The 12279-nt window shown below is 73.7% G+C and carries 9 protein-coding genes; 4 read left to right on the forward strand and 5 right to left on the reverse strand.

All coding sequences use genetic code 11. The features are described 5' to 3' along the window. Positions 1-212 precede the first annotated feature (212 nt). Positions 213-2033 carry a monovalent cation:proton antiporter-2 (CPA2) family protein gene (locus MKP15_RS09400; RefSeq protein ID WP_240212559.1) on the forward strand — a complete coding sequence of 607 codons (1821 nt, stop codon included), beginning with the start codon at positions 213-215 and terminating at the stop codon, positions 2031-2033. A gap of 87 nt (positions 2034-2120) precedes the next feature. Here the strand turns inward: MKP15_RS09400 and MKP15_RS09405 are convergent, their stop codons facing one another. Beyond that, entirely contained in the window at positions 2121-5447 is a 3327-nt protein-coding gene (locus MKP15_RS09405) for an ankyrin repeat domain-containing protein (RefSeq protein WP_240212535.1), read from the reverse strand. Beyond that, entirely contained in the window at positions 5440-5715 is a 276-nt protein-coding gene (locus MKP15_RS09410; protein ID WP_240212536.1) for a YcgL domain-containing protein, read from the reverse strand. Before MKP15_RS09410 ends, MKP15_RS09405 begins: the two co-directional genes overlap by 8 nt. Before the next feature lie 235 nt (positions 5716-5950). Between MKP15_RS09410 and MKP15_RS09415 the strand changes: the two genes are divergently transcribed. From MKP15_RS09415 to MKP15_RS09425, 3 genes are read left to right on the forward strand one after another with little or no spacing between them, the layout of a single operon-like run. Further along, complete coding sequence (locus tag MKP15_RS09415) at positions 5951-7150, forward strand: beta-ketoacyl-[acyl-carrier-protein] synthase family protein (RefSeq protein WP_240212560.1); 1200 nt, start codon at positions 5951-5953, stop codon at positions 7148-7150. Positions 7151-7155: 5 nt separating this feature from the next. Beyond that, positions 7156-7944: a beta-ketoacyl synthase chain length factor gene (locus tag MKP15_RS09420; protein WP_240212537.1), complete on the forward strand. Its 789-nt coding sequence runs from the start codon at positions 7156-7158 to the stop codon at positions 7942-7944. Next, entirely contained in the window at positions 7937-8737 is an 801-nt protein-coding gene (locus MKP15_RS09425; RefSeq protein ID WP_240212538.1) for a glycosyltransferase family 2 protein, read from the forward strand. Before MKP15_RS09420 ends, MKP15_RS09425 begins: the two co-directional genes overlap by 8 nt. 31 nt (positions 8738-8768) lie before the next feature. Here MKP15_RS09425 and fabG read toward each other — a convergent pair whose 3' ends face one another. From fabG to MKP15_RS09440, 3 genes are read right to left on the reverse strand one after another with little or no spacing between them, the layout of a single operon-like run. After that, positions 8769-9497, reverse strand: coding sequence for a 3-oxoacyl-ACP reductase FabG (fabG, locus tag MKP15_RS09430; RefSeq protein WP_240212539.1), 729 nt, complete (start codon positions 9495-9497; stop codon positions 8769-8771). 28 nt (positions 9498-9525) lie between these two features. Beyond that, positions 9526-9960, reverse strand: coding sequence for a phosphotransferase (locus MKP15_RS09435; RefSeq protein WP_240212540.1), 435 nt, complete (start codon positions 9958-9960; stop codon positions 9526-9528). Then, complete coding sequence (locus tag MKP15_RS09440; protein ID WP_240212561.1) at positions 9947-12241, reverse strand: MMPL family transporter; 2295 nt, start codon at positions 12239-12241, stop codon at positions 9947-9949. Before MKP15_RS09440 ends, MKP15_RS09435 begins: the two co-directional genes overlap by 14 nt. Positions 12242-12279: the final 38 nt, after the last annotated feature.

Raw genomic sequence — 12279 nt, forward strand, 5'->3', positions numbered from 1 at the left:
GCTGGGCATGGGTGGGACTCCGAAGGGTCGCCGCGACGGCAGGGGCCGGCGGCTGCGCGAGTCTGCGACCGGCGCGCGGCGCGGTCAAGCGGCGTGCCGTGAAATTTTCCAAGGCCGCGGGCGCGCGGTACTCTTTCGTACAGGCATCGGCATGCGCCCGCCCCGGCCGCCGCTCCGCCTTTCCCCTTCTCTATTCTCCGAGCGTGATCCCGATGCATGGCGGCGGTCTGGAACTGGCCCTGGTGCTGCTGTTGGCGGCGGTGATCGCCGTGCCGGTGTTCAAGCGCTTCGGGCTGGGCGCGGTGCTGGGCTATCTGGCCGCCGGCGTGGTGCTGGGCCCGCACGTGCTGGCGTTCGTGCACGACGCCGACCGCATCCTCAACGCCGCCGAGATCGGCGTGGTGATGCTGCTGTTCGTGATCGGGCTGGAGCTTTCGCCGTCGCGGCTGATGGTGATGCGGCGCACGGTGTTCGGCGGCGGCGCGCTGCAGGTGCTGGTCACCGCCGGGGTGCTCGGCGGGCTGTTGCTGCTGTACCACTTCCAGTGGAAGAGCGCGCTGGTGATCGGCACCGCGCTGGCGCTGTCCTCCACCGCGATCGGCCTGCAGCTGCTGTCCGAGCACAAGGCCCTGAACACCGACTACGGGCGGCTGGGCTTCGCCATCCTGCTGTTCCAGGACCTGGTCGCGATCCCGCTGCTGGCGGCGATTCCGCTGCTGGGCGGGATCCGCAACGAGACCCTGACCTGGCAGAACGTGGCCACCGCGGTCGGCGCGCTGGCCGTGGTGATCCTGCTGGGCCGGCCGGTGCTGCGCCACCTGTTCGGCATGGTCGCGCGCACGCGCATGCCCGAGGTGTTCACCGCCAGCGCGCTGCTGGTGGTGCTGGGCACCGCATGGCTGATGCAGAAGGCCGGGCTGAGCCCGAGCCTGGGCGCGTTCCTGGCCGGCGTGCTGCTGGCCGACTCCGAGTTCCGCCACGAGATCGAGTCGCAGATCGAGCCGTTCAAGGGCCTGTTGCTGGGGCTGTTCTTCATCGCCGTGGGCATGAGCATCGACCTGGCGCGGATCGCCGCCGAGCCGACCGTGATCGCGATCGGCGTCGGCGTGCTGCTGGCGGTGAAATTCGGGCTGCTGGTGCTGATCGGCCTGGCCGCGCGGATGCCGCTGCGCAGCGCGCTGATGCTGGGCAGCGTGCTGTGGCTGGGCGGCGAGTTCGCCTTCGTCGTGTTCAACGAGGCCGAGCGCGTCAACCTGCTGGGGCGCATCAACCATGACCGCCTGGTCGCCATCGTCAGCCTGTCGATGGCGCTGACCCCGCTGCTGATGATCGGGCTCAAGCAACTGGTGCGGCCGCGCGCCCCGAACCGGGGCCCGGAACGCGCGCCGGACAACCTGAACGAGGCCCAGGCGCAGCACCCGCAGGTGCTGATCGCGGGCATGGGCCGCTTCGGCCAGATCGTCGCGCGGCTGCTCACCGCGCAGCGCATCCCGTTCGTCGCGCTGGAAGCCGATCCGGGTACGGTGGAAGACCTGCGCCGCTTCGGCAACCATCTGTATTACGGCGATCCCACCCGGCCCGACCTGCTGCGCGCGGCCGGCGGCGACCAGATCCGGGTGTTCGTGATGGCCATGGACGATCCCGACACCAACCTGCGCGCGGTGCGCCTGGTGCGGCGGCTGTACCCGCAGGCCAAGGTGCTGGCGCGCGCGCGCAACCGCCAGCACGCCTGGAAGCTGATGGACATGTCGGCCGAGCCGTTCCGCGAAGTGTTCGGGTCGAGCCTGGAGATCAGCGAACGGGTGCTCACCGCGCTGGGCATCGCCGAGAACACCGCGCGCGAGCACGTGCGCCGTTTCCGCGAGCATGACGAGAAGCTGCTCAAGGCCCAGCACCTGGTCTACGACGACGAGGCGGCGGTGATGCAGACCTCGCGCGATGCGCGCGCCGACCTGATGCAGCTGTTCGAGGCCGATGCCGGCGACGGCGAGGACGACGGGACGGCGGAGCGGCCGGCGACGAACCGCGAATGAGGCCCGCGCGCCGCGGCAGCGGCGACTGAAACCGCGGCGCGGCGGCCTGCGACAGCGGCGGCCGCCAGGGTCGCGGGCGGGCCGCGCTCAGCCGCGGTCGCGCAGGAACCGGGCCATCGACGACACCCCCGGCACCGCCGGCTCGAACTCGCCGGCGACGTCGATGAAGCCGCGCATGACCGCGATCTCGCGCGGGCTGCGGCCCAGCGCGTCGCGCAGGTCGGGGTCGGCGCCGGCGCGCAGCAGGCGCTGCACCAGCAACGGCAGGCCATGCAGCGCGGCCAGGTGCAGCGGGCCGAAGCCGCGCGGATCGCGCACGTCCAGCGCCACTTCTTCATCGAGCAGGCGCTCGACCGCGGCCAGCACCACCTGCTCGTCGCAGGCGGTGCCCGGCTCGGCGCGCGCGCCCAGCAGCAGCAGCAGCGGGGTGACCGTACCGGCCGAAGCCTGGTCCGGCTCGGCGCCGGCCAGCAGCAGGGTGTCGAGCAGCGCCAGCAGCCGGGTGCGGTCGCGCGCGGTGAACCCGTAGAGCGCGGCGCAGTGCAGCGGCGCCAGCTGCTGGTCGTCGCCGGCGTGCACGTCGGCGCCTGCGGTCAGCAGTTTGGCGGCGATGTCGGGCAAGCCGAGCGCGGCAGCCAGCATCAGCACGGTGACGCCGCCCGGCAGGCGGTGGTCGATGCGCGCGCCAGCGTCGAGCAGGGCGGTGACGATGGCCGCCTGGCGCATGCTCACCGCCGCCGACAGCGGCGTGGCGCCGCTGGCGGCCGCATGCTGCGGATCGGCGCCGCGCGCCAGCAGCAGGTCCACGGTGGCGACGTGGCCGCCACCGGCCGCGCGCAGCAGGCCGGTGCAGCCCTGCGCATCGACCGCATCCACCGGCAGGCCCAGTTCGATCAGCCGGCGCACGGCGTCGGCATCGCCGGCCATCGCCGCGGCCGGCACGTCGGCTTCGCGCAGCGGCCGCAGCGGCAGCGGCCAGCCGCGCCAGTCCAGCCAGTCGGCCAGGTCGCGGCGACCGCTGGACAGAGCCACGCCGAGCGGCGTCTGCCCGTCTGCGGCGCGCGCGTCCGGCGAGGCGCCCTGCATCACCAGCTGCTTCAGCGACGCCTCGCGTGCCAGCGCGGTGGCCAGGTGCAACGCGGTCATGCCGTGGCTGTCGCGCGCTTCGCGGTCCGCCCCGTGCACCAGCAGCCAGTGCTGCACCTTCAACCAGCCCAGGCGTACCGCCAGCGCCAGCGGCGGATCGCCGGCAGGCGAGCCGCCGAACGGATCGGCGCCGCGCTCCAGCAGCTCCAGTACGAACTGTTCGGTACCGCGCGAGCCCTGGTCGTGCTGCACGCAGGCGGCCAACAGGCGCCCCAGCCCACCGCGCCCGGCGGGCGAAACGCCGTGCCGCAGCAGCACCTGCAGCGTCGGGATGGCATCCACCCCGCGCGCCAGCAACGCGAACATCGGCGTGTCGCCGCAGGCGTCGAGCACTTCGGCATCGGCACCGTGGGCCAGCAGCCAGTCGACCACGCGCGGCTGCAGCGCCAGTTCCACGGCGTGCAGCAGGGTGCCCAGCTCGCGCGCCGAACACAGCCGCGCCAGCGGCGCCATGCCCTCGGTGTTGCCGAAGGCCAGCGCCTCGCGCAGCAGGGTCAGCGGCGGGCGGTCGTTGAGCGGCGGCGCCGCGGCGGCGCCATCGCCGGCGTCGGTGCCGGCCAGCGCGTCGCTGACCGCGGCGGGCAGCGGATAGGCCGGGTCCAGCAGCGAGACGATGCTCCAGCGCCCGGCCGCGGCCGCGTGGTCGATGGCGCGGCGGCCGTCGGCGGCGACCGCATCGGCGGCGATGCCCAGGTCCAGCAGGCGCCGCACCAGCGCCGCGGTCACGTTCTCCGCGCGGCAGGCCAGCAGCACCGCGTTGCAGCCCTCGCCATCGACCGCGGTGACATCGGGCTTGTGCGCGAGCAGGCGCTCGAGCACGCCGGCATGGCCATGCGCGGCAGCGTCCAGCCACGGCGTGCGGCCGGCGGCATCGCGCGGTTCGACATTGGCGCCGGCCGCGAGCAGCGCATCGACGATGTCGCCATGGCCGGCCGCGGCGGCCTCGTGCAGGGCGCTGCGGCGGCGGCGGTCGCGCGCGTCCAGCCGTGCCTTGTGCTTGAGCAGCAGCTGCACGCCGGCGGCATCGTCGTCTTCGGTGGCCGCGGCGGGAATGAGGACCGGCACGCCGTCGGCGGGCTCCACCTTGGCGCCGCGCTCGAGCAGGAACCGCGCCAGCCGCCAGTTGCCGGCCTGGCAGGCCACCGCCAGCGGACTGTGGCCGTCGTGGTTGAGCGCGTCGATCTCGGCCGCGGCATCGCGCAGCAGTGCGGCCACGCCGGGGTCGGAACTGCGCGCGGCATGGTGCAGCGGAGTGTTGCCGTCGGCGTCGGTGGCGCGCGGATCGGCGCCGTTGGCCAGCAGGGTCATCACCGCCTCGGGACGCCCGTGCCAGCTGTCGCGGGTGGCCGCCAGCAGCGGGGTCATGCCGCGATGGGCCAGGTTCACGTCCACGCCGCGGCCGATCAGCGCGCGCAGCAGGCGCAGGTCGGGCAGCACCGCGGCCAGCACCACCAGGCTGCGCTGGTCGCGCGAATCGGCCGGCGGCGGCGCATGCGGATCGGCGCCGGCGTCGAGCAGCTGCAGGGCGCGGTCCACCCGCCCGGCGCGCGCGGCCTCGTACAGCTGCGGCACCCATTCGTGCTGCGCCATCGGCTCCAGCGGCGCCGGTTCGGCCAGGGCCTCGGCGAACGGATCGAACGCCGGCGTCGCCATCGCCGGCGCGGCCGCTGGCGCCGCGGGCAACGCCTGCAGCGCAGCGTGCAGCAACGGCGAAAGGAGCACGGTGGCGATGGCCAGCGGCCAGCGCAGGCCGTCGCCGAGCAGACCCGGCCAGGCCGGCGCCACCACCGCCGCGCACAGCAGGCACAGCAGCAGCGCCGCGCCGATGCCGTGCCACGAATCCATGGCGCGCGCGGACAACGCCTGGGCCTGCGCGCGCAGGGTGCCGCCTTCGCGCTCCAGCGCCTGCCACAGCGGCCAGGTGCGCCACAGCGCCGCCACCGCGATGCTCAGCGCCACGCACAGTGCCAGCACCGCCTGCAGGCTGCCGCTGTCGTGCAGCGCCGCCAATGGCCAGGACACCAGCAGCGCCAGCAGCCCGGTGCCCGCGGCCCAGACCACAAGCAGCCCCGGCAGGTCGTGCCGCGGCAGCGCGGCCAGCGGCGCGGTGGCGCGCGTGCGCCGCCACCACGACACCGCCAGCGCGAACGCCGGCTGCGCCAGCAGGCCGCACACGGCGGCCGGCAGGCCACCGAACGCGGTGGCGAGCGCGAGCAACCCGCCGAGCGCCAGCGCGCCGAGGGCACGGCTGCGGCGGGCGTCAGTCATCGCGGCCGTCGATGCGGGCGATCTTCACCGGCGCCAGGGGCTGCGGCGGCAACTGCAGGTGGAAGCCGTGCGTGACCAGGTTGGCGCGCACGAGCGCGGCGTCGGCCTGGGCCAGCCGCCGTTCCGGGGTCAGCGCGACTTCCAGCACGAACGCGAACGGTGCCAGGGTGGCGCCGAGCGTGGCCGGGATCGCGTCGAAGTCGTCGCGCTTGGCAAGGTAGACGTAGGTGTCCGGCTTGCGTTGGCTTTTGTAGACGTAGGCTTGCATGCCCGCGGGCGTTGCCCTGCTTGGGAATGCAGGAGATTGTGTCGGAAACCCGACGCCGGTGAAAGGCATTGCCGTACGCAGCCGTCCGCGGCTTTGCCGGAGCTTCATTCATTTTCATCAAGAAATGCGCACGCCATCACCCTGCCGGGACGCCGTACGGTGGACGGGCACCCCGATATACTCGCGCCCCGCCCCATGTCCGGAAGACCGCGTGACCGCCGCAATGCCACCGCGCCTGCTCCCGCTGAACATCCTCGCGCACAGCGCCACCACCGCGCTGGGCGCGGGACTGGATACGCAGCGCCAGGCGCTGGCGCACGGTCGCAGCGGCCTGCGCCGCAACGACTTCGGCAACGACCCGCTGGACTGCTGGATCGGCCGCGTCGACGGCGTGGAGGACGTGACGCTGCCGCCGGCGCTGGCCGGCTTCGACTGCCGCAACAACGCGCTGGCATGGCTGGCGCTGCAGCAGGACGGCCTGCTCGACGCGGTGGCCGCGGTTGTCGCCCGCCACGGCGCGCACCGCGTGGCGGTGGTGATGGGCACCTCCACCTCGGCCATCGGCGCCACCGAAGCGGCATATGCGCGGCTGCACACCGATGAAGCGGGCGTGGCGCATTTCCCGCCGGAGCTGCAGCGCCCGCGCATCCACACCCCGCACGCGCTCGGCGATTTCGTCCGCGCCGCCACCGGGCTCGGCGGCCCGTGCGTGACCGTGGCCACCGCCTGTTCGTCGAGCGCCAAGGTGTTCGCGCAGGCCGCGCGGCTGATCCATGCCGGCTTCGCCGATGCCGCCCTGGTCGGCGGCGTCGATACCCTGTGCGGCAGCGTGCTGTTCGGTTTCCATTCGCTGCAGCTGGTCGCCACGGCGCCCTGCCAGCCGTTCGACGCGCGCCGCAGCGGGCTGTCGCTGGGCGAGGCCGGCGGCTATGCGGTGCTGGAACGCGCCGACGCCGGCCCGGAGACCGCGCTGCAGCTGGGCGGCTACGGCGAATCCAGCGACGCCCACCACATGTCGGCGCCGCATCCGCAGGGGCTGGGCGCGCGCCTGGCGATGCGCCAGGCGCTGCACAGCGCCGGGCTCGAGCCCGCGCAGCTGGGCTACCTCAACCTGCACGGCACCTCGACCCCGGCCAACGACGGCATCGAGGCCGCCGCGGTGGCGGCGCTGTTCCCACCGTCGCTGCATGCCAGCTCGACCAAGGGCTGGACCGGCCACACCCTGGGCGCGGCCGGCATCGTCGAGTCGGTGTTCGCGCTGCTGGCCTTGTCCGACGGGCTGCTGCCGGGCACGCTCAACAGCACGGTTCCCGACCCGGCCTGCGGACCGCAGATCCGGTTCGACAATGCGCGGGCGGATATCCGCCACGCGATGAACAACTCTTTCGGCTTCGGCGGCAACAACTGCTCGCTGGTATTCAGTAAGGTGGGATGAGGGGCATGCGCGAGGCGGTCGTCGAAGGCATCGGATTCTGGGGCAGCGGGCTGCCCGACTGGGACGCGGCGTGCGCCTGGGCGCGGGGCGGCGTGCATCCAGCGCAGGTGCCGGCGCGCCCGGCCCCGCTGCTGCTGGCCGCCAACGAGCGCCGCCGCGCGCCGGCCACGGTGGCGGTGGCGCTGGAAGCCGCGCTCGCCGCCTGCGAGGCGGCCGGGCGCGAGGCAGCGACGCTGCCGTCGGTGTTCGCGTCCACCCATGGCGAAATGTCGATCAGCGACTACATGTGCACCACGCTGGCCAGCGACCCGCGCGCGGTGTCGCCCACCCGCTTCCACAACTCGGTGCACAACGCCGCCGCCGGCTACTGGACGATCGGCACCGGCGCGCATGTACCGGCCACCGCGATCAGCGCCGGCCGCGGCAGTTTCGCGCAGGGCCTGATCGAAGCGATGGCGCAGCTGGCCGCCGGCAGCGAGGCGGTGCTGCTGGTCGCCTACGACGGCCCGGCCTGTGGCCCGCTCGGCGAAATGGCCCCCAGCGAGGGCCTGCTGGGCGTCGCCCTGGTGCTGTCGAACAGCCCCTGCGCCGGGCTGCCGACGCTGCGCGTGGCGATGGCCACCGGCAGCGGCGACGGCAGTGCCGACGCGCCCGGGCCGTTGACCCGGCTGCTGGCCGGCAACGCGATGCAGCCGGCGCTGCCGCTGCTCGAAGCGCTGGCGCTGGAGCGCCCCCAGGTGCTGCTGCCGGCCGGGCCGGAACAATGGCTGCAGGTCGGGATCGGCCATGGCTGAGCAACGCATGCTGGGCCCGGATGACGTGGCGGTGGTGATCCCCGCCCTGAACGAAGCGCTGCGCATCCGCGAGGTCGTGAGCGGCGCGCTTGCGTTCTGCCCGCACGTGATCGTGGTCGACGACGGCTCCGACGACGGGACCGTGGACTGCATCGCCGACCTGCCGGTCACCGTGCTGCGCCATGCGCGGCGCAGCGGCAAGGGCCAGGCGCTGCGCAGCGGCTTCGCCGAAGCCGTGCGGCGCGGCCTGCGCGGGGTGCTGACCATGGACGGCGACGGCCAGCACGCGGCCGCCGACCTGCCGCGGCTGCTGGCCTGCGCCAACCGCCACCCCGGCTGCATCGTCATCGGCGCGCGGCTGCGCAAGCGCGCCTCGCAGCCGCTGCTGCGGCGCCTGGCCAACGAGTTCGGCGACTGGGGCGTGGCCTGGGGTACGCACTACCAGGTGGCCGACAGCCAGAGCGGCCAGCGTTTCTACCCGGCCGCGGTGATCGCCATGCGCGACATTCCCGGCGAGGATTTCGTGTTCGAGGCGCAGGTGCTGATCTCGGCGGCGCGGCAGCTCGGCACGCGCTGCGTGTCGGTGCCGATCGAATCGCGCTACCGCAGCGCCGACCGCGACGAGTGCTTCCGCCCCAGCCACTTCCGCCCGCTGCGCGACCTGACCCGGATCACCGTGCACATCGTGCGGCTGGCGCTGCGCCATGGCGACGTGCGCAGGGTCCACCGCCGCATCCGCGCCAACCCGCCACTGATCGACGACGGCGCGGGCGGGCAAGCGCAGCCGCGGTGAAGCCGGTCCAGCGGCTGCACCTGCGCGCGGCTCAGCCCATGCCGCCGTTGATGCCGATCACCTGGCCGTTGACGTAACCGGCGTCGTCGCTGCACAGGAACGCCACCAGTGCCGCCACTTCCTCCGGGCGGCCCGCGCGCGCGGCCGGTACGGTCTGCCGGATCAGCTCCGGCGGAAACGCATCGCCGGCCATCCGCCCTTCGATCACCCCGGGGGCGACGACGTTGACGCTGATGCCGCGGCTGGCCATTTCCCGCGCCAGCGACTTCGAGGCCCCGTGCAGCGCCGCCTTGGCCGCGGCGTAGTTGGTCTGGCCGCGGTTGCCGAGCACCGCCGCCACCGACGAGACGCTGACGATGCGACCCCAGCGAGTGCGCGCCATCGGCAGCAGCAGCGGCTGGGTGACGTGGAAGAAGCCATGCAGCGACACGTCGATCACCCGCCGCCAGCGCGCCGCGTCCATGCCGGCCATCGGCGCGTCGTCGTGCACCCCGGCGTTGTTGACCACGATCTGGATCGGGCCGTCGGCCAGCAGGCCTTCCAGCGCCGCCGCGGTGGCCTCGCCGTCGGCCACGTCGAATGCCACCGGCTGCGCGCTGCCGCCGGCGGCCGCGATCTCCGCGGCCACCGCCTGCGCGCGCGCCAGGTTGCCGTTGGCATGCACGATCACATGCGCGCCGGCCGCGGCCAGGCGCCGGCAGATCGCCCCGCCCAGGTCGCCGCTGCCACCGGTCACCAGCGCGCGTCGCTTCGTATTCATCACGATTTCTTCCTGCATGTCGTTGCGCTCATTGTCCGGGTTGCAGCATCACCGCCGCGCGTCCTTCGGCCAGCAGCCGCCCGCCGTGGCTGATCCGGAACGCGTACTGCTGGCTGGCCCCGGTCTCGGCCAGGACCTGCGCGGTCGCTTCGATGGCGCCATCGAGATCGTCGATGCGCGCGACATGCAGCCGCACGTCGCGCAGCGCCACCAGCACGCCGGGCAGCACCGCGCCGCCGCCCTGGCGCGCGCGCAGGCCGCCGTGCACCGCCATCGCCTGCGCGCCGTACTCGCACAGGTGGACCGCGCGCAGCCGGCCGTCGCTGCGCAGCGGGTGCGCCGGATTGCGGTGGTTGTGCGCGCGCAGGACGATGTCGCTGGCGCTCCACGCCAGCACTTCGTCCCACAGGCACATGTCGCCCTGGTGCGGCACCAGCGGCAGGATGTCCTCACGCCGCAGCATCGGCGGCCTCCTGCCAGGGGTGGCGCGAGACCAGCAGCGCCAGCACGAAATTGCACACCACGCCCAGCGCCACGGTGCTGCCGATCGCGCGCAGCACCGGGATCGAGGACAGCCCGAGCAGGCTGAACACCAGCAGCGTCATCGCGCTGCACACCAGCAGGCCATGCAGGGTGCGCAGCTGGTCGGCGTGGCTGTCGCCGGCGTGCTCGAAGAACAGGCCGTAGTCCAGGCCCAGGCCGGCGGCGAGGATCAGCCCGATCAGGTGGAACAGGTTCAGCTCGACGCCGCTGGCGCGCAGCAGCGCCAGCACCACCAGCGTGGTCAGCAGCATCGGCAGCAGCACCCGCAGCGCGCGGCGCGGCGAGCGCAGCGCGGCCCACACCGTGGCCGACAACAGCAGTACCGCCACCGCCAGCGCCATCAGCACGCGGCCGCGGTATTCGGCCACCAGCGATTCGGAGGCGTGCTTCAGGTCCAGCAGTTCGGCGCCGTGCAGGCGCGCGCTGGTGGCGACCGCGGCCACGTCGTGCAGTCCGCTCAGCGACACCAGCGCGGTGGCGTGGCCCTGGCCCTGCAGCAGCAGGCCATCGACCGCGCTGGCCAGCGGCGTGCCGTGCAGGTCCTGCGGCTGCAGCGCGGGTGCGCTGCGGGCGCGCTGCACATCGGCGATGAACGGCTCGAACGCGTCGTCGCGGAACGGGGTCCCGGCCACCGCGGTGGCCAGTGCGCCGCGCAGCGTGGCTTCGTCCGGCAACAGCTGTTGGCGCTGGCGCTGCAGCGCGGCGCTGGGCAGGTAGCGCGCGGCCATGTCGTAGCGGTCCAGCGCGCCATCGGCGACCAGCTGCTGCAGCACCGGCCGCAAGCCTTCGCTGGCGGCCAGCGCCGCCTGCGCGTCGGCGCCGCGCACGGTGATCACGTAGCGCACGTCAGGCGCGCCGAGTTCGCCGCGCAGCTGCGCATCGCGCTGCAGGTCGGCCGGATCCACCGGGGTCAGCTTGCCCAGGTCGTTCTGCCAGAATGGCCCCGGCGCCCACACCAGCACCCCCAGCGCCGCCACCGCCAGCAGCGCCAGCGAACGGCGCGGGCGCGGCAGCCGCCGGGTGTGGCGCCACAGCCGCGCCAGGGCTGCCGAATCGGCGAAATCGCGGGTCGCCGGGTCGACCAGCGCCGGCAGCAGGTAACGGGTGGCCAGCGCCGCGGTGGCCAGCGCGGTGATGGTGAACACCGACAACTGCTTCAACCCGTCGACCCCGGAGAACAGGAAGGTGAGATAGGCGATGCAGGTGGCGACCACGCCGGTGCCCAGGGTCGGCCACAGCGCGCGCACGTTGTCCCATGGCGAGCGGCCCGGGCGCTGGTGGCTGAAGAAATGGATCGGGTAGTCCTGCACCACGCCGATCAGGGTGAAGCCGAAGGCGATGGTGATGCCGTGCACGCCATCGAAAGCCAGCGCCACCGCCGACAGCCCGGCCAGGCCGGCGCTGGCCAGCGGCAGGAAGCCCAGAATCGGCATCTTCCAGCTGCGGTAGGCGATCCACAGCAGCAGGATCATGCCGAGCGTGTCGATGGTGCCGATGGTGCCGGCCTCGCGCGCGGTGCGGTTGCCGATCTTCACCGAGAACGCGCCCGGCCCGCTCATCTCCAGGCGGCTGCCGCTGTCGCCGGTGATGCCCGCGAACGCGGCCGTGATGGTGTCCACCGCCTGCTGCTGCGCGCCGGGGTCGAACCCGGCCGCGCGCGTCTGCACCAGCAGCAGCGCCTGGCGGCCGCTGCGGTCGAACCAGACCTCGTCGATGCGCTGCGGTGCGTTGGCCGGCTGCAGCGCCTCGGCCACGCGCAGCACCTGCAACGTGGGATCGGACGGCAGCAGCGGCTCGACCAGCGCCCCCGCCGGCGAGCCCAGGTCCTGCAGCCGCGCCTGCAGTTCCTCGCCCAGGCGATCGGCGCTGAACGCATCGGCGGGCAACGCGTCGATCAGGTAGCGATAGGGCAGCAGCCGCTCGGGGAAGGCCTCCAGCCCGGCCTGGCCGCCATTGGCGACCAGCTCGAACTGCGGGTCTTCCGCCAGCGCCTGCTGCAGTTGCCGCGACTGCCCGGCGAGCTGCTCCGGCGCGGCACCGGACAGCGCCAGCAGCAGCAGCCGCGCGCCCGGGCCTTCGCCCAGTTCGTCGAGCAGCAGCTTCTGCGCCGGGGTGCGCGCATCGGGCATGAACTTGCGCAGGTCGCCGCTGACCTGCATGCGCCCGCTCAGCCAGGCGGTGAGCAGGCCCAGCAGCAGCATCCAGGTGATCGCCAGGCCGATGCGCAGGCGCGGGGTCA

Source organism: Stenotrophomonas sp. Y6 (assembly GCF_022436665.1).
In the GTDB taxonomy this organism is placed as follows: domain Bacteria; phylum Pseudomonadota; class Gammaproteobacteria; order Xanthomonadales; family Xanthomonadaceae; genus Stenotrophomonas; species Stenotrophomonas acidaminiphila_A.